The 16451-nt window shown below is 75.0% G+C and carries 17 protein-coding genes; 11 read left to right on the top strand and 6 right to left on the bottom strand.

Annotation, left to right across the window (positions count from 1 at the left end; genetic code table 11):
• Positions 1–70 precede the first annotated feature (70 nt).
• The 7 genes from NF338_RS11800 (at position 71) to NF338_RS11770 (ending at position 7903) form a co-directional block, all read left to right on the top strand.
• Positions 71–1027 (top strand): ABC transporter permease, encoded by a 957-nt coding sequence (locus NF338_RS11800; RefSeq protein ID WP_064316380.1) that lies wholly within the window; start codon positions 71–73, stop codon positions 1025–1027.
• 1 nt (position 1028) lies between these two features.
• On the top strand, positions 1029–3143 hold the full coding sequence (locus tag NF338_RS11795; protein WP_264030953.1) for a dipeptide/oligopeptide/nickel ABC transporter permease/ATP-binding protein: 2115 nt from the start codon (positions 1029–1031) through the stop codon (positions 3141–3143).
• Positions 3140–3982 (top strand): ABC transporter ATP-binding protein, encoded by an 843-nt coding sequence (locus tag NF338_RS11790; protein WP_264030952.1) that lies wholly within the window; start codon positions 3140–3142, stop codon positions 3980–3982. The genes NF338_RS11795 and NF338_RS11790 overlap by 4 nt, the downstream gene beginning before the upstream one ends.
• 62 nt (positions 3983–4044) lie before the next feature.
• The gene (locus tag NF338_RS11785; protein ID WP_264030951.1) at positions 4045–4971 is read left to right on the top strand and encodes a dihydrodipicolinate synthase family protein; all 927 of its coding nucleotides are present in this window, start codon (positions 4045–4047) and stop codon (positions 4969–4971) included.
• Positions 4964–6037 carry an ROK family protein gene (locus tag NF338_RS11780; RefSeq protein WP_264030950.1) on the top strand — a complete coding sequence of 358 codons (1074 nt, stop codon included), beginning with the start codon at positions 4964–4966 and terminating at the stop codon, positions 6035–6037. The genes NF338_RS11785 and NF338_RS11780 overlap by 8 nt, the downstream gene beginning before the upstream one ends.
• On the top strand, positions 6034–6750 hold the full coding sequence (locus tag NF338_RS11775; protein WP_264030949.1) for an N-acetylmannosamine-6-phosphate 2-epimerase: 717 nt from the start codon (positions 6034–6036) through the stop codon (positions 6748–6750). The genes NF338_RS11780 and NF338_RS11775 overlap by 4 nt, the downstream gene beginning before the upstream one ends.
• Before the next feature lie 97 nt (positions 6751–6847).
• On the top strand, positions 6848–7903 hold the full coding sequence (locus tag NF338_RS11770; RefSeq protein ID WP_264030948.1) for a PDDEXK nuclease domain-containing protein: 1056 nt from the start codon (positions 6848–6850) through the stop codon (positions 7901–7903).
• A 39-nt stretch (positions 7904–7942) separates the two neighbouring features.
• On the opposite strand, the gene NF338_RS11765 is transcribed toward NF338_RS11770, so the two are convergent.
• On the bottom strand, positions 7943–8458 hold the full coding sequence (locus NF338_RS11765) for a mycothiol transferase (protein WP_264030947.1): 516 nt from the start codon (positions 8456–8458) through the stop codon (positions 7943–7945).
• Positions 8459–8714: 256 nt separating this feature from the next.
• On the opposite strand from NF338_RS11765, the gene NF338_RS11760 reads away from it, so the two are divergent.
• From NF338_RS11760 to NF338_RS11750, 3 genes are all read left to right on the top strand, one after another.
• Positions 8715–9476: a DUF2306 domain-containing protein gene (locus NF338_RS11760; RefSeq protein WP_264030946.1), complete on the top strand. Its 762-nt coding sequence runs from the start codon at positions 8715–8717 to the stop codon at positions 9474–9476.
• A gap of 271 nt (positions 9477–9747) precedes the next feature.
• Positions 9748–11622: a cation:proton antiporter gene (locus NF338_RS11755; RefSeq protein WP_264030944.1), complete on the top strand. Its 1875-nt coding sequence runs from the start codon at positions 9748–9750 to the stop codon at positions 11620–11622.
• A 66-nt stretch (positions 11623–11688) separates the two neighbouring features.
• Positions 11689–12489 carry a MerR family transcriptional regulator gene (locus NF338_RS11750; protein WP_264030943.1) on the top strand — a complete coding sequence of 267 codons (801 nt, stop codon included), beginning with the start codon at positions 11689–11691 and terminating at the stop codon, positions 12487–12489.
• Positions 12490–12504: 15 nt separating this feature from the next.
• Here NF338_RS11750 and NF338_RS11745 read toward each other — a convergent pair whose 3' ends face one another.
• Genes NF338_RS11745 through NF338_RS11735 form a run of 3 tightly spaced genes read right to left on the bottom strand, consistent with a single transcriptional unit; the run spans position 12505 to position 14458 of the window.
• The gene (locus tag NF338_RS11745; RefSeq protein WP_264030942.1) at positions 12505–13254 is read right to left on the bottom strand and encodes a zf-HC2 domain-containing protein; all 750 of its coding nucleotides are present in this window, start codon (positions 13252–13254) and stop codon (positions 12505–12507) included.
• Positions 13251–13781: a sigma-70 family RNA polymerase sigma factor gene (locus NF338_RS11740; protein ID WP_318783053.1), complete on the bottom strand. Its 531-nt coding sequence runs from the start codon at positions 13779–13781 to the stop codon at positions 13251–13253. Before NF338_RS11740 ends, NF338_RS11745 begins: the two co-directional genes overlap by 4 nt.
• On the bottom strand, positions 13778–14458 hold the full coding sequence (locus NF338_RS11735; protein ID WP_264030941.1) for a YceI family protein: 681 nt from the start codon (positions 14456–14458) through the stop codon (positions 13778–13780). Before NF338_RS11735 ends, NF338_RS11740 begins: the two co-directional genes overlap by 4 nt.
• Positions 14459–14628: 170 nt before the next feature.
• Here NF338_RS11735 and NF338_RS11730 point away from each other — a divergent pair, with 170 nt between their 5' ends.
• A complete protein-coding gene (locus NF338_RS11730) occupies positions 14629–15210 on the top strand; it encodes a hypothetical protein (protein WP_264030940.1) in 582 nt (193 codons plus the stop codon).
• A 40-nt stretch (positions 15211–15250) separates the two neighbouring features.
• Here NF338_RS11730 and NF338_RS11725 read toward each other — a convergent pair whose 3' ends face one another.
• Together NF338_RS11725 and NF338_RS11720 are read right to left on the bottom strand one after the other, a co-directional pair.
• Entirely contained in the window at positions 15251–15664 is a 414-nt protein-coding gene (locus tag NF338_RS11725) for a VOC family protein (RefSeq protein ID WP_264030939.1), read from the bottom strand.
• Positions 15665–15666: 2 nt separating this feature from the next.
• Positions 15667–16449, bottom strand: coding sequence for a deoxyribonuclease IV (locus tag NF338_RS11720; protein WP_264030938.1), 783 nt, complete (start codon positions 16447–16449; stop codon positions 15667–15669).
• Positions 16450–16451 lie beyond the last annotated feature (2 nt).

Here is a 16451-nt window from a genome sequence, read left to right as displayed (position 1 = left end):
CCCGGCACCCGCCCGGCACCCAGAACGGACTGACCATGCACCGCACCCCCGACGCACCGGGAGGCCGACCGTGAGCGCACTGCTGCGACTCGTCGGACGCCGCCTCCTCCAGCTGCCGATCATGATCCTCGGCATCACGTTCCTCGTGTTCCTCGTGATGTCGTTCTCGCAGGTCGACCCGGCGATCCAGGCCCTCGGCGAGGGCGCGTCCGTCGAGGCGCGCGAGGCGTACCGCGAGGCGAACGGCCTGAACGACCCGCTCCTCGTCCGGTACGTCGCCTTCCTCGGCGGCCTGCTGCACGGCGACCTCGGCACGTTCAGCGCCCGCCAGGTGCCCGTCGCCGACGAGGTCGCGCGCGCCCTGCCCATCACGCTCCAGCTCACGCTCATGGGCCTCGTCATCGCCGTCGTGCTCGCGCTCGTCATGGGCATCCTCGCGGCGCTCTACCGTGACCGCTGGCCGGACAAGGCGATCCGCGTGGTGTCCGTCGCGTCGCTCGCGACGCCGTCGTTCTGGCTCGCCGTGCTGCTCATCCAGGTCGTCACCCTCGGGGCCGGCTGGCTCCCCGCGAGCGGGCCGCTGCCCGACCCGTCCGAGGACCTCGGCGGCTATCTCGCCCGCATGGCGCTGCCCGCGATCGCGCTCGCGATCCCCGTCGTCGGCCAGCTCACGCGCGTCGTGCGCACCTCCGTCGTCGAGGAGCTCGACAAGGACTACGTCCGCACCGCGATCGGTGCCGGCATCCCACGCCACGTCGTCGTCGGGCGCAACGTGCTGCGCAACGCGCTCATCACGCCCATCACGGTGCTCGGCCTGCGCGTCGGCTACCTCATCGGCGGCGCCGTCGTCATCGAGATCATCTTCGCGCTGCCCGGCATGGGCACGCTCATCCTCAACGGCGTCACCAACAACGAGCCCAACCTCGTGCAGGGCGTGACCCTCACCGTGGCGCTCGCCTTCGTGCTCATCAACATCGTGGTCGACATGCTCTACGTGCTCGTCAACCCGCGGATCAGGACGGTGTGACGTGCGCCGACAGCTCACCGAACGACTCTCGACCCCCGGGCTGCGCCTGCGCGCGCTGCCCCTCGGGTCCAAGATCTCCCTCGCGTTCGTGCTCCTCGTGGCGCTCGCGGCAGTCTTCGCGCCACTCGTCGCGAGCCACGACCCGCTCGCCACCGGCACGCCGGTCCAGCCGCCGAGCGCGGAGAACTGGTTCGGCACCGACCGCCAGGGGCGCGACATCTTCTCCCGCGTCGTCTACGGCGCGCGGTACTCGCTCGTCATCGGCCTCGGGGCGACGGCGATCGCGCTCGCCGCGGCGGCCGTGCTCGGCTCGGTCGCGGCGACCGCGCGCAAGAGCGTCTCCGAGACGCTCATGCGGGTCCTCGACATCATCATGTCGTTCCCCGGCATCGCGCTGGCAGCCGTGTTCGTCTCCGTCTTCGGCCGGTCGCTGCCCGTGCTCGTGCTGACGATCGCGTTCCTCTACACGCCGCAGCTCACGCGCGTCGTCCGGGCCAACATCCTCGACCAGTACGGCGAGGACTACGTCGCGGCCACCCGGGTCATGGGCGCGCGCACGGCCTGGATCCTCGCCAAGCACGTCGCGCGCAACTGCGCGGCGCCCGTGCTCGTGTTCACCACGGTGCTCGTCGCCGACGCGATCGTCTTCGAGGCGTCGCTGTCCTTCATCCAGGCGGGCGTGCCCGACCCGGAGCCCTCGTGGGGCAACATCATCGCCGCCGGGCGCGACCTCGTCATGGGCGGGTACTGGTGGGCGACCTTCTTCCCCGGCCTCGCGATCATGCTCACGGTCCTGTGCCTGAACATCCTGTCCGAGGGCATGACCGACGCGATGATCGCGGCCCCCCGGGCGACCCGCGCGACGCCGGCGCAGGCCGTCGCGACGGACTCCGACGACGCGGCCGTCGCCGCCGAGCTCACGGCGATGGACGCCGACGAGCCGGTCGAGACCGCGGACGAGGACCGCCTCGCGGAGTCGGAGCCGGTCGTGCAGGACGTCGAGCCGGAGGTCCGGCACGTCGGCCGCGAGGTCCCGCTCGCCGCACGCCTCGCGACGCTCCGCGCGGCCGAGGCGGCACGCACCGACCGTCCCGTCTACGACGGCGACGCCGCGCCCCTGCTCGAGGTGCGCAACCTGTCCATCCGGTTCCCGCGGCACGGGGACGTCGCGGTCGTCGACGACGTGTCGTTCTCCGTGCGGCCCGGCGAGACGATGGCCCTCGTCGGTGAGTCCGGCTGCGGCAAGTCGATCACGTCGCTCGCCGTCATGGGCCTGCTGGACCCCTCGGCGCAGATCAGCGGCGAGATCCGCTACGGCGGCAAGGACCTGCTCGCGATGGGCGCCCGCGAGCGCGCGTCGCTCCGCGGCACCGAGATCGCGATGATCTACCAGGACGCGCTGAGCTCGCTCAACCCGTCGATGCTCGTCCGGTCGCAGATGAAGCAGCTCACGCGCCGCGGCGGCACGCGCACGGCCGAGGAGCTGCTGGAGCTCGTGGGCCTCGACCCGCAGCGCACGCTCAAGAGCTACCCGCACGAGCTGTCCGGCGGGCAGCGCCAGCGCGTGCTCATCGCCATGGCGCTCACGCGCGACCCGAAGCTGGTCATCGCCGACGAGCCGACGACGGCGCTCGACGTCACCGTCCAGGCCCAGGTCGTCGCGCTGCTCGACGAACTGCGCCAGAAGCTCGGGTTCGCGATGGTGTTCGTCAGCCACGACCTCGCGCTCGTCGCGCAGATCGCGCACCGCATCACGGTCATGTACGCGGGGCAGGTCGTGGAGCAGGCGCCGACGAGCGCGCTGCTCGCCGACCCGCGCCACGAGTACACGCAGGGCCTCCTGGGCGCGGTGCTCTCGATCGAGCAGCGCTCGACGCGCCTGCACCAGATCCCCGGCACCGTCCCGTCGCCGCGCAACTTCCCGGCCGGCGACCGGTTCGCACCCCGCTCGTCGCGCCCCGACCACGGCCTCGAGGTGCGCCCCGTGCTGCGCGCCGTGGACGCCGGCGGTCAGCACCTCGTCGCGACGCCGCCCGACGAACCGGTCGGCGAGGCGGTCGGCGAGGCGGCGGGCGGCCGCTCCGCCGCCCCGATCACCACCGGAGGGACGCGATGAGCGCCACCGACCAGACCCCGCCCGCCGCGGAGCGCGTGTCCGCGACCGACCGCGACACCCCCGTCGTCGAGCTGCGCGGCGTGCACGTGGTCTTCAAGGCCCGCACGGGCACGCTGTTCAAGGCCCACAGGGTGCACGCCGTGAACGACGTGAGCGTCGCGGTCCGCCGCGGCAGCACGCTCGGGATCGTCGGCGAGTCCGGCTCGGGCAAGTCGACCATGGCGAAGGTGCTCGTGGGGCTCCAGGCCCCGACGTCCGGCGAGATCCGCTTCCGCGGGCAGCCGGTCGACACGTACACGACCCGCGTGCGGCGCGACGTCGGGCGGGTCGTGTCCGTCGTCTTCCAGGACCCGGCCACCGCGCTCAACGCCCGCATGCGCGTACGGGACGCGCTGCGCGACCCGCTCGACGTGCACCGCGTGGGCGACGCCGCGTCGCGCGAGGCGCGCGTCCGCGAGCTGGTGCACCTCGTGGGCCTGCCCGAGTCGGCGCTCGACGCGCTGCCCGGCCAGCTCTCGGGCGGGCAGCGCCAGCGCGTCGCCATCGCGCGCGCCCTCGCGCTCGCGCCGGACGTGATCGTCGCCGACGAGCCGACGTCCGCGCTCGACGTCTCCGTGCGGGCTCAGATCCTCAACCTGCTCGCCGACCTCAAGGCCGAGCTCGACCTGGGGATGGTCTTCATCTCGCACGACATCCAGACCGTGCGGCACGTCTCCGACGAGATCGTCGTCATGCAGGGCGGCCGCATCGTCGAGTCGGGCCCGTCCGCGCGCGTGCTCGACGACCCCCAGGACGACTACACCCGCACGTTGCTCGCCGCGGCGCCCGCGCTGCTGTGAGCCGGGGCCGAGCGCGGCCCCGCCCCGACCGAACCACCGCTGAACCAGAACCGGAGCTCCTCGTGACCACCCCCTCCTTCCACGGGATCGTCCCGCCCGTCCTCACCCCCCTCACGACCGACGGGGAGGTCGACGTCACGTCGCTCGAGCGCCTCGTGGACCATCTCGTCACCGCGGGCGTGCACGGCGTGTTCGTGCTCGGGTCGACCGGCGAGGTCGCGTACCTCACCGACGCGCAGCGCGACCTCGTGGTGCGCACGGTCGTGCGCGCGGCCGCCGGCCGGGTGCCCGTCATGGGCGGGGCGATCGACCTGACGACGCCGCGCGTCGTCGAGCAGGCGCGGGCCCTCGTCGCGGCCGGTGCGGACGCGGTCGTCGCGACCGCGCCCGTCTACGCGCTCAACGACCTCGACGAGATCGAGCGCCACCTGCGCGCCGTCGCGGCCGCCGTGGACGTCCCGCTCTTCGCCTACGACATCCCGGTGCGCGTGCGGACCAAGCTCCCGGCCGACCTGCTCGTGCGCCTCGGCACCGAGGGCGTCCTCGCGGGTGTCAAGGACTCGTCGGGCGACGACGTCGCGTTCCGCCGCCTCGTCGCCGCCAACGCGGCGGCCGGCTCGCCCCTCGCCCTGTTCACGGGGCACGAGGTCGTGGTCGACGGCATGCTCCTGCTCGGCGCCGACGGCGTGGTCCCGGGCCTCGCGAACGTCGACGCGGGCGGCTACGTGCGACTGTGGGACCTGGCGCGGGCGGGCAAGTGGGACGATGCCCGAGTGGAGCAGGACCGTATCGCCGCACTCTTCGAGATCGTCTTCCAGGCGCACGGCCGCTCGGGCGACGCCGCGGGCGTCGGCGCGTTCAAGGTCGCCGCGCAGCGCCAGGGCCTCATCGACACGGCCACCATGGCGTTCCCGGTCGAGGCGCTCGACGGCGAGGTGGCCGACCGCGTCGAGGAGATCACGCGCGCCGCGGGGCTCCTGCGTGGCTGACGCATCCCCGGACGCCGCAGCACGGTCGGTCGTCGTCGGCGTCGACCTCGGCGGCACCAAGACGGCCGCGGCGACCGTCGCGGCCGACGGGACCCTCGGTCCCGTGCTGGCCGTGCCGACCCCGGCCGCGGGCGGCCCCGACGCGGTGCTCGACGCCGTCGCCGGGGTCGTGCGCGAGGTCGTCGCCGCGCTGCCGGGCGCGGCGCGCCTCCGCGCGCTCGGGGTCGGCACGGCCGGGATGGTCGACGTCGGTCGCGGCGTGATCGTCTCCGCCACCGCCACCCTGCCCGGCTGGCCCGGGACCGACGTCGCGAGCGGGCTGCGTCGTCGGCTCGCCGACCTCGCCGTGCTCGCGCCCGCGGGATCGCCCGGGGACGGGACCGCGCTGCCCGTGTTCGTCGAGAACGACGTCGACGCGCACGCCGCCGGTGAGGTCTGGCTCGGCGCGGCCGCCGGGGCGCGCAGCGCGCTGCTCGTCGCCGTCGGGACGGGCGTGGGCGCCGCCGTCGTGCTCGACGGCCGCCCGCTGCGGGGGGCGCACCACGTCGCCGGGGAGCTGGGCCACGTGCCGGTCCCCGGCGCGGAGCTCCTGCGCTGCCCGTGCGGGCGCACCGGTCACCTCGAGGCGATCGGTGCGGGACCGGCGATCCACCGCCGCTACCTCGCGCTCGGCGGCGACGCGGCGAGCCCGGACACGCGTGACGTCGTCGCGCGCGCGGCGGCCGGCGACGAGCTCGCGGCGGCGGTCGTGCGGGACGCGGCGCAGGCCGTGGGTCGTGCGGTCGCCGGGGTCGTGACCGTGCTCGACCCGGAGGTCGTCGTGGTCGGCGGCGGGCTGGCGGGCGCGGGCGACCTGTGGTGGTCGGCGCTCGAGGACGCGCTCCGCGCCGAGGTCGTCGACGTGCTCGCCGACCTGCCGCTGCGCCGTGCGGCGCTCGGCAACGAGGCGGCGATCGTCGGGGCGGCGCGCGGAGCGTGGAGCCTCGTCGTCCCGCCCGGCGACGAACACGGGACGGGACCCGGCGGGCCGGGCGAGGAGACCCACCGAGAGAGGACGACGGCATGACCGGACCGCAGGAGACGCGGACGACCTGGACGCGCGAGCGCGTGCTCGACGCGATGCGCGGTCGGCTCACCGTGTCGTGCCAGGCCTATCCGGGCGAGCCGCTGCGCGACCCGCGCACGACCGCCCAGATGGCGCGCGCCGTCGTCGCCGGGGGAGCGGCCGCGGTGCGCGCGCAGGGTCTGGACGACGTCGCGGCGGTCGTCGCCGCGGTGGACGTGCCCGTCGTCGGGCTGTGGAAGGACGGCGACGGCGGGGTCTTCATCACGCCGACGCTGCGGCACGCGCGCGCCGTGGCCGACGCGGGGGCGCACGTCGTCGCGCTCGACGGCACGCGCCGGCCCCGCCCGGACGGGCTCACCCTGGCCGAGACCGTGGCGCGCCTGCGCGAGACGACGGACGCGCTCGTCATGGCGGACTGCGGGTCGCTCGACGACGCGCTCGCCGCGCAGGACGCGGGCGTGGACCTGCTCGGCACGACGCTCGCCGGGTACACGGGTGAGCGGCCGAAGACCTCCGGACCGGACCTCGAGCTCGTCGACGAGGTGGTCGCGGCGTGCTCGCTGCCCGTCGTCGTCGAGGGGCGCGTGCACACTCCCGCGCAGGCCGCCGAGGCGATGGCCCGGGGCGCGTTCAGCGTGTGCGTCGGGACGGCGATCACCCACCCGACGACCCTCACGTCATGGTTCGCGGAGGCGTTCCCGACGCGCCACTGAGTCGTCCGCACAACCCCTTGACAGGGCAAAGTCGCGATGCCCTACGTTCGGGCGCGACGCGCCGGGCGGGCGCGCCGAGCCGTCAGGGGGACACGACATGGCATCACCGCACGACGACCTCGAGCCGGCGGGGTACGCCGAGCTGCTGACCGACCTCAAGGCGCGCGTGCGCGCGACGCAGTTCCGCGCCGCACGTGCCGCGAACACCGAGGTGCTGCGGCTGTACTGGTCGATCGGCCACGACATCCTCGAACGCCAGCGCACCGCGGGCTGGGGGTCGAAGGTCGTCGACCGACTTGCTTCGGACCTGCAGCGCGAGTTCCCTGACCAGCGCGGCTGGTCGCGTCGCAACCTGCTCTACATGCGTACTTTCGCGCTCACGTGGCCGGACGCGGGATTTGTGCAACAGCCTGTTGCACAACTTCCGTGGGGCCACGTCACGGTGCTCCTGAGTCGTCTGAAGACCACCGACGACCGCGACTGGTACGCCGAGCGCTCTGCGGTCGAGGGCTGGTCGCGCGGGATGCTCGAGTACCACATCAAGCTGGACCTGCGCCGAGCTCTCGGCGCCGCGCCGACGAACTTCGCGGGTGCGCTCGACGCGGCGGACTCGGAGCTCGCGCAGGCGATGGTCAAGGACCCCTACGTCTTCGAGCACCTGGGCCTCGTGCGGACCCGTGCCGAGCGCGAGGTCGAGCAGGCGCTCATGGACCGGCTCCAGGACACGTTGCTCGAGCTCGGGCGCGGGATGGCGTTCGTCGGGCGGCAGGTGCGGCTCACCGTCCCCGACGACGAGAGCGACGCCGTCGACGAGTTCTACGTCGACCTGCTGTTCTTCCACGTCGAGCAGCTGCGCTACGTCGTCGTCGAGCTGAAGGTCGGGAAGTTCGAACCTGCCCACCTCGGCCGGCTCGGTACGTACGTCGCGATCGTCGACGACCAGTACCGCCGGCACGAGATCCACGCCCCGACCGTCGGGATCCTGCTGTGCACGGGCCGGAGCGGCGCCGTCGTCCGCTACTCGCTGGCCAGCACGAACGCGCCCGTCGCGGTCGCAGACCTCCAGGGGCTCCCCGACGAGGCGCGCGGGGCGCTGCCGAGCGTGGCGGAGCTCCAGGCGGTGGTCGCGGACGAGCTCGAGCAGCGCTCGTGAACGGGACCCGCGCGGGCGTGCGCCGACCAGGGCGTGTCGTCAGGCGCGACCCGTGCGCTCGAGGACGCCGCGCACGTAGGCGGCCTGGCCCGCGTGCTCGAGGCTGTCCACGGCGATGCTCACGAGCCGGACGCCGAGCGTGACGGGCGGGTCCCACGCCTCGTCGACGACGCGGTCGAGGTCGTCGTCGGTCAGCGCGGCGAGCACGTCGTGGGACTCGACCTGGACGGCGTGCACGTAGCCGAGCAGGAGGTCGTCGCTCGCCCGCACATGGCCGACGTCGGCGGCGGACTGCCCGTACCCCGTCGCGCGGTCGTCGAACGGCAGGTCGAACCGGCGTGCCCAGCCGTCGCGCGTCCACACCTGCTCCCGCCCGACGGCGGCGGCGACCTGCGCGTCCTGGCCGCGGGCGAGGTGCCACGCCAGCCAGGCGATCGTGTTCGCGCCGGGGTCGACGCGCGCGGTCAGCGCGTCCTCCCCCAGCCCGTCGACGGCGCGGGTCGTCGTCGGTCCGATCCGGCCGAACAGGTCCTCCAGCACCGTGCGCGCGTCCACGTCTCTCCCTCTCGTCGTCGGCCACCGTCCCCAGCAGCCTCCGACGACCCGCGTCCGGTCGCGACCCGAACGGCACCCCGATCGAGGAGCCGACGACCGTCCCCGCCGTACGCCCTGCTCGACGTGCCGGCGCGCGTCCGCGATCCGGTCGGGCGGGGACCCGCGGTCCTCCGGCGTGCCGCTCAGGGAGAGGTCAGGGCCACGACCAGGGCGTTCCCGGATCCGCCGGGGCGAGCCGACGTGGTTCGGTGCCGTCATGACCGCCACCCGGAGCGTCCGCCCCGCGCCCGTCGTGCCCCGCGCCCCCGGCGCGCGCACCGCCGTCGCGACGCTGACGCTCACGTCGCTCGCCGTCGCGGCGTTCGCCGTCCTGCCGTACCTCACGGCGTCCCTCCCCGCGCTGGCCCGCGACGACGTCGGGCTCGCCGCCGCGTACGCCGGCGCGCCCGGGTTCGTGCTCGGCGCGTTCTACGCCCACGTCGTCGCGGGCGGGGTCGCACTCGTGTGCGCCCCGTTCCAGCTCTGGGCGGGACTGCGCCGCCGGCACCCGGCCGTGCACCGCTGGACGGGTCGCGTCTACGTCGCGGCGGTCGCGGTCGGCGGCGTCGCCGGGCTCGTCCTCGTGCCCGTCAACCAGGCCGGGCTCGTCGGCACGCTCGGCTTCGGGGCGCTTGCCGTCCTGTGGCTGTGGACGACGTGGCGCGGCTACCGTGCCGTGCGCGGGGGCGACGTGGCCGCGCACCAGGACTGGATGACGCGCAGCTTCGCGCTCACCTATGCCGGCGTGACGCTGCGGCTGTGGACGACGGCGCTCGTCGTCGCCCAGGCGCTCGCCCTCGGCGACGCGGTCGACCCCGAGGTCGCGTTCGATCGCGCGTACGCGCTCGCGCCGTTCCTCTCCTGGGTGCCCAACCTCGTCGTCGCGGAGCTGCTCGTCCGACGGCGACGCGCTCGCCGGGGCGCGACGGCGGTCAGGTCGTCGGGCCGGCCCGCTCAGCGCACGAGCCCCGACTCGTAGGCCGCGACGACGAGGCCGCGCCCGGCGGCGCCGACCCGATCCTCGCGCGCCCGACCCGGCGACGGCCACCGTCCTGAGAAGGACCCGCCGTCGACCATACGCAGGGTGCCGAACCCGGCATCCCTCCCCACGACCGTCCCGCCCTGAGGAGCGATCCCGGGTTCGGCGCCGTGAGGTGACGCCGCCGCGCGGTCCGACGGCGGTCCGGCGGTTAGCGTTGTCCCGTCCCCGCGCGCCGTGCCGCGCGCTGCCGCGGCCGCCGGAGGTGCCGATGGAGTTCCCGTTCAGCCTCACCGAGGAGCAGATCCTCTCCCTCATCGTCGTGGGCACGCTCGCGGTCGTCGCGATCGTCGGCGTGAACATCCTCGCGCCCAGGGCGGGGGTGGCGGCGCCGCTGGTCCTCGTGGCCGGCGGCGTGGCGGTGAGCTTCGTCCCCGCGGTGCCGGAGATCCACTTCGAGCCCGAGTGGATCCTCGCGGGGATCCTGCCGCCGCTCCTGTACTCCGCGGCGGTCGGCCTGCCGACGATGGACTTCCGGCGGGACTTCACCGCGATCAGCGGGCTCTCGGTCGTGCTCGTCCTGCTCAGCACCGTGCTGCTCGGGTACCTCTTCACGTGGCTGATCCCCGGCATCCCGCTCGCGGCGGGCTTCGCGCTCGGCGCGATCGTCAGCCCGACGGACGCCGTCGCGACGTCGATCGTCAAGCGGCTCGGTGCGTCGCCGCGCGTCGTGACGCTGCTCGAGGGCGAGAGCCTGCTCAACGACGCGTCCGCGCTCGTGCTCCTGCGGTCGGCGATCGCCGCCATCGCGCTCACGGTGGCCAGCGACGGCGTCGCCCCGGCGTTCTCGCTGTGGGCGGTCGCGGGCGACTTCGTCTTCGCCGTCGTCGTCGCGGTGCTCCTCGGGTTCCTCGTCGGCTTCCTCGGCCTGACCGTGCGGCGTCGCCTCGCCAACCCGGCGCTGAGCACCGCCGTCTCGTTCGTCGTCCCGTTCATCGCATACCTCCCGACGGAGGAGCTGGGCGCGTCGGGCCTCGTCGCGGTCGTGACCGCCGGGCTCGTCACCGGCAACGGCGCCGCCAAGTACCTGCGGCCGCAGCACCGCCTCGCCGAGGAGTCGAACTGGCGGACCGTCGAGCTCCTCCTCGAGGGCACGGTCTTCCTCCTCATGGGGCTGGAGCTGTTCGCCCTCGTCACCGACGTGCAGGAGGCGCACGGGAGCCTGTGGCGGGCCGTCGGCATCGCGGCGCTCGCCGCGGTGGTCATCCTGGTCGTGCGCTCGGCGTACGTCGCGACGCTCCTGCGGTCGCTCGCCCGCCGGGCCCGTCGCGGCGAGTCGATGCGCGGCGTCATCGAGGGCATGCAGGAGAAGCTCGACGCGCGCTTCGCCCCGGACGGGACACCCGTCGCGCCCTCCGCGCCCGCCGGCGAGGAAGAGCCGGCGCCCGGGACCCCGGAGCGACGCGGCGCCGCGATGGTCGCCAAGGCACCCCCGGAGCGGGTGGGCCGCCTGCGGTCGTCCCTGCGCCGTCGCGCCGCCGACATCGACTACCTCACGGCCGAGCCGCTCGGGTGGCGCGAGGGCACGCTGCTCGTCTGGGCCGGCATGCGCGGCGTCGTGACGCTGGCCGCGGCGCAGACCCTGCCCACCGACACGCCGCAGCGCTCGTTCCTCGTGCTCGTCGCCTTCGGGGTCGCCGCGGGGACGCTCGTCGTCCAGGGCGGGACGCTGCCGTGGGTCGTGCGTCGGCTGGGGCTGGCGGGCGGGTCGACCCGCGCCGACGAGGACCGTGGGGCCGTCCGCGTCGAGCTCGACGCCGCCGCCGTGGCCGTCATCGACGCACCCGACCTGCGTCGCGCCGACGGCACCACGTACGACGGCGACGTCGTCGCGCGCGTGCGGCGCGACGTCGTACGCGAGCTGGAGAACCGCGACACCGACGCCGCGACGTCGGCCGACCTCTTCGCCCAGTACAAGGAGCTGCGCCTGCGTGCGATCGAGGCGCAGCGGGTCGCGCTGCTCGACGCGCGGACCTCGGGCGCGTACAGCTCGCAGGCGCTGCGGCACGCGCTCGACCTGCTCGACGCCGAGCAGATCGACCTCGAGCTGCGCCGCGGCCCGTACGTTCCGGGTGACGACGACTGACCGATCGCGCGCCGTGGCGTCCGAGGGCTTGCGGCTTCCCCAGGGGAAGGACCTAGCGTCGCGGGCATGGACGAGCACACGACGGGGCAGGTGGCCCGCGCGACGGGTCTGAGCGAGAAGGCGGTCCGCCTGTACGTGGACCGGGGGCTGCTGACCGCCCGGCGCGCCACGGAGGCCGGGCCGCGCCTGTTCGACGAGGACCAGGTCGCGCGCGCCCGGCGGGTGCGGCTCCTGCGCGACGTCGGCCTCTCCCTCGTCGAGGTCGGCGACGTGCTCGGCGCGCCGGACGCCGTCGCGGCCTTCGACGCCGTGTGGAGCGCGCGGCGGTCCGCCGTCACGGAGTCGCTCACGGCCGGGGAGTACGTCCGGTCCGTGCTCGCCGGGGCGCCGCGCCTCGACGTCGAGGTACGACGTCGCGCGGTGGCGGAACGGCTCGTGCTCGGCACCGTGCGCCGCGCGACCCTCGAGGAGCTCCCCCGCGTGCTCCCCGAGGCGACCGCGGCCGTGTTCGACGTCCTGCGCAGGGCCGACGCGCCGCTCGCCGGACACCCGTACGTCGAGTACCACGAGCGCGCGACCGAGGGGTTCGCCGCACGCGTCACCGTGCAGGTCCCCGTGGCCGACGCCGTGCGGCCGCCCCAGGGGTTCGTCCTCACCACGGACGGCCCCCACGACGAGGCGTACGTCGCGCTGACCGCCGCGGAGGCGGACGACCAGGCCCTGCTCGTCCTCGTCCACGACCACCTGTCGTCGGGGCACGCGCTGACCGAGGGCGCGCCCGCAGGCGACAACCGCGAGATCTACCTGCCCACGTGGGTGGCGCGCGGCCCCGGCCCGGTCCTGGAGGTCGCCGTCCCGGTGGCCTGACGCGCCGCCGGTGGATCAGACGTCGGCCGCGGCCAGCGCGCCGTCCACGCCCACGACCCCGAGCTCGAGGCGCGCGATCCCGTCGACGGGGACGGCGGACGACGCGCCGAGCCCGTCCGAGCTCCCCGCGTCGGTGGACGACCACGTCGCGACGACCTCCCGGGCGCCGGCGTCGTCCACGAGGACGAGCTGGTACGTCGCGCCGTCCTCCCACTCCCCGACGGGGTAGGAGCAGGACCAGTCGAGACGCGTGCCCCACGCGGCCGGGGTGAGCGTGAGGTCGGCGCGCACGTCCGCCGCCCCGACCGGCTCCAGCGCGACCTCTGTCGTCCCGGCCGCGACCGGCGGCGGGGCGTCGTCCGGACGCGTGACGGCCACCCCGCCCGCGACGCCCGCCACGACCAGCCCGACGGCCGCCGCGGAGAGCAGCACGCGGCGTCGGGCCCGACGCCGGCGCGCACCCGCGGCGACGGCCGCGAGCGGGACCACGGTGCCGCCGTCCCCGCCCGGCGCGCCGTCGCGTTCGCCGCCCGCCGCGTCCGGGCCGGTGCCGGAGCCCGCGCCGTCCGTGAGCGCGTCGGCGTGCTCCGCCGTGAGCATGCCGAGGATCCCGGGCATGCCGGCGAGCTCGCCGACGGCCTCGCGGCACGCGGGGCACGTGGCCAGGTGCTGCTCGAACGTGCGCCGGTCGCGCGGGCTCAGCGCACCCAGGACGTACGCCGCGTCCCACTCGCGGTACGGGTCCGGGGGAGGCGTGACGGTCATGACGAGACTCCCTTCTCCTGCAGCGCGAGCCTCAGCGCGCGGAGCGCGTAGTGCATGCGGGACTTGACCGTCCCCGGTGGGACGCCGTGCGCCGACGCCATCTCGGCCACGGAACGCCCGTGGTAGTACGCGTCGACGACGACGGCCCGGTGCTCGGGCGAGAGCGACACGAGCGCGTCCGCGACGAGCCACGCGTCGAGGACGGCCTGCGTCGCGTCCGCCTCGCCGTGGTCGGGCACGTCGGCGCTCGCGAGCTCACGGCGGTGGTGCGCGCTGCGCAGCTCGTCCACGACGAGGTTCCGCGCGACCGTGAAGAGCCACGCGCGCACCGAGCCCTCGGGGCGCTCCAGCACCTCGGGGTGCCGCCACGCGCGCAGCAGCGTCTCCTGGACCACGTCCTGCGCCTGCGCGGGGTCGTCGGTGAGGCGCGCGACGTAGCGCTCGAGCGCGGGACCGTGCGCGGCGTGGACCGCCCGCAGCAGGTCGTCGGCGTCGGCGCGCACGCGCGGCACCTCCCCGTCCGTCACGACCCGGCCGTCGGCACGAGGTCGAGGCCGAACTCGACGCTGCCCGCGTCGTCGACCGTGACGAACCCGAGGCTCGGCGCCTGGACGTCGAAGTCGGAGAACGTGATCGGCACGCTGCCGACCACCTGGACGCCGTCGGCGGTCGTGCCGACCTGGGCCTCGACGGTGACGGTCCGCGTCACGCCGTGGATCGTCAGGTCGCCCGTGAGCTCGACGTCGGCGGTGCCCGCCGGGAGGTCGGCGGGCTCGGTCAGGGCGAACGTCGCGGTGGGGAACGTCCCGACGTCGAGCGCGGAGCCGCGAAAGTAGGCGTCGCGCGGCGGCTCGTCGGTCGCGACGCTCGCCATGTCGACCTCGACCGTCGCTGCGGCGAGGGCGCCGTCCGTGACGGTGAACGCCCCCGTGACCTGGTCCGTCCGGCCGGTCACGGTGACGTCCTCGCCCTGCAGCACCTCGTGCACGCGGTACCCCGCGAACGAGCCGTCGGCGACCGTCCAGTCCCCCGCGAGGCCGGCCGGGTCGAGCGCCGCCCCGTCGCCCGACGGCGCGTCGAGGGTCGGCTCCTCGGCCGCGGCCCGGTTGGACCAGTCCGCGTACAGCCCGGGGCCGACCACGACCACGGCACCGCCCAGCACCACGACACCGACACCCACGAGCACCTTCGTCCTCCTGCGCACGTCCCCTCCTCCGATCATCCTCCGTCGACCCCGTCACCCAGGGAGACGAGGCAGGAGCCGGATCGGTTCAGTCGGGCCCGGCGCGCGGCCGGTGAACCGCGCGGCGACCCGTGTCGTCGTGAGAGTAGGGGCCGTGCTCGCGACCCCGACAGTGTTCCCGAGGAGTCGACATGCGACGCACCCAGACCACGTCCGTCACCACCGTCCCCACCTGGGCCGTCGCCGCGACGCTCGCGACCACGCTGGTGGGGGTGCTCGCCGGGTGCTCCGGCGGGGGCCGTGGCCTCTACGGCGGCGGGAGCAGCCCGTCCACGGACTCCGGCGCGACGAGCGACGGCGAGACCGGCGACGGCACGGGGTCGAGCGGTGCCGGGCGGGTCCTCGGTACGGCCGACTCGTCGCTCGGCACCATCGTGGTCGACGGCCAGGGCATGACCGTCTACTACTACGACAAGGACACGAAGGGCTCCGGGGCGAGCGCGTGCGAGGGCGAGTGCGCGGCCGCGTGGCCCGCGGTCCACGCGGCGAGCGCGGACCCCGAGGTCGACGGCGTCACGGCAGAGGTCGGCACCATCACGGGGGTCGACGGCGAGCTCCAGGTCACGATCGACGGTCGCCCGGTCTACACGTACGCGGCCGACACCGGCCCCGGTGACGTGACCGGTCAGGGCGTGAACGGCGTCTGGTACGTCGTCGCCCCCGACGGCTCCGAGATCATGGACGCCGCCCCCGCGACGGGATCGGGTTACTGACCTGGTGCGGCGTCGCCCACCGTGTCCGGCCCGTGGCCGGTCACGCGTGGTCGAGCGGCGGCGAGCTGAGGCAGAACGGGTGGCCTTCGGGGTCGGCGTAGACGCGGAAGAGGTCGTCGGGGTGGCCCTCCTCCTCCGGCGTCCCGGTGAGCGGGCGCGCGCCGCACGCGAGGGCGTGCTCGTGCGCGGTCGCGAGGTCGGGCACGTCGAGGTCGACGTGGACGCGCGCGCCGCCGGGCCAGGGCGGGACGTCGGCGTCGGACCGCTGGAAGGCGAGGCGCGACGCTCCGCCCGGGACCTGGAGGGAGAGCCAGTCGTCGCCGGCCGGGTCGGTGTCCTCGTGCCCGGGGGTGTACTCCCAGCCGGTGAGGCGACGGTAGAACTCGGCGAGCGCGCGGGGGTCGCGCGCGTCGACGGTCGCGTTGCGGAGCCGCATCGGCCGCGGGTCGGCCACGGTCAGCCGAGCTGCTCGCGCAGCCACGCGACGTCGGCGGGGACGTCCGCGTGCGTCTCGCACACGACCGACGTCCCGGCGGCGCGCACGACCCCGAGCAGGAGCTCCGGGTCGATCGTGCCCGCCGTGAGTCCCGCGTGGCGGTCGGCGCCGCTCCCGGCGGTGTCGCGGCTGTTGTTGAGGTGCACGAGGTCGACGCGGCCCGTGATCGCGCGGACCTGCTCGACCGCCGTCGTGAGGTCGATGCCGCCAGCCCACGCGTGGCACGTGTCGAGGCAGAACCCGACGTTCTCGGCACCGTCGGCCTGCTGGATCGCGGCCCACAGGCCCTCGATGCGCTCGAGCCGGCGCGCCATGGAGAAGTCGCCGCCCGCGGTGTTCTCGACAAAGACCGTCACGTCCGTCTGCAGCGCGTCGATCGCCTTGCGCCAGTTGTCGAACCCCTTCTCCGGGTCCTCCTTCGCGGTGACGTGCCCACCGTGGACCACGACGCCCGTCGCCCCGACCGCCGCCGCGCCGTCGACGATCTGCTGGAGCAGCTTGCGGCTCGGGATGCGGATGCGGTTGTTGGGGCTCGCGACGTTGATGACGTACGGCGCGTGCACGACGAGCTCGAGGTCCGCCTCCGCCGCCGCGGCCTTCAGCGCCTCCGCCCCGCCGGGGAAGGTGAACTCCGGTCCCTTCCAGGACTGAGGGTCGCCGAGGAAGATCTGGGCGACGTCCGCGCCGATGCTCGCGGCCTGCGCGACGACGTCCGACTGGTCGAGGTGGGCTCCGATCCGCATGG

The organism is Cellulosimicrobium sp. SH8 (assembly GCF_025818875.1).
Lineage (GTDB): Bacteria > Actinomycetota > Actinomycetes > Actinomycetales > Cellulomonadaceae > Cellulosimicrobium > Cellulosimicrobium cellulans_D.
Note: the sequence above shows the minus strand (reverse complement) of the source record. Positions and strands in the feature narration are given on the sequence as shown.

Coding starts and splice junctions, on each gene's coding strand:
- NF338_RS11790 (WP_264030952.1), top strand. CDS start 3,140: ATGAGCGCCACCGACCAGACCCCGCCCGCCGCGGAGCGCGTGTCCGCG.
- NF338_RS11755 (WP_264030944.1), top strand. CDS start 9,748: ATGGAGTTCCCGTTCAGCCTCACCGAGGAGCAGATCCTCTCCCTCATC.
- NF338_RS11770 (WP_264030948.1), top strand. CDS start 6,848: ATGGCATCACCGCACGACGACCTCGAGCCGGCGGGGTACGCCGAGCTG.
- NF338_RS11730 (WP_264030940.1), top strand. CDS start 14,629: ATGCGACGCACCCAGACCACGTCCGTCACCACCGTCCCCACCTGGGCC.
- NF338_RS11750 (WP_264030943.1), top strand. CDS start 11,689: ATGGACGAGCACACGACGGGGCAGGTGGCCCGCGCGACGGGTCTGAGC.
- NF338_RS11760 (WP_264030946.1), top strand. CDS start 8,715: ATGACCGCCACCCGGAGCGTCCGCCCCGCGCCCGTCGTGCCCCGCGCC.
- NF338_RS11745 (WP_264030942.1), bottom strand. CDS start 13,254: ATGACCGTCACGCCTCCCCCGGACCCGTACCGCGAGTGGGACGCGGCG.
- NF338_RS11720 (WP_264030938.1), bottom strand. CDS start 16,449: ATGCGGATCGGAGCCCACCTCGACCAGTCGGACGTCGTCGCGCAGGCC.
- NF338_RS11775 (WP_264030949.1), top strand. CDS start 6,034: ATGACCGGACCGCAGGAGACGCGGACGACCTGGACGCGCGAGCGCGTG.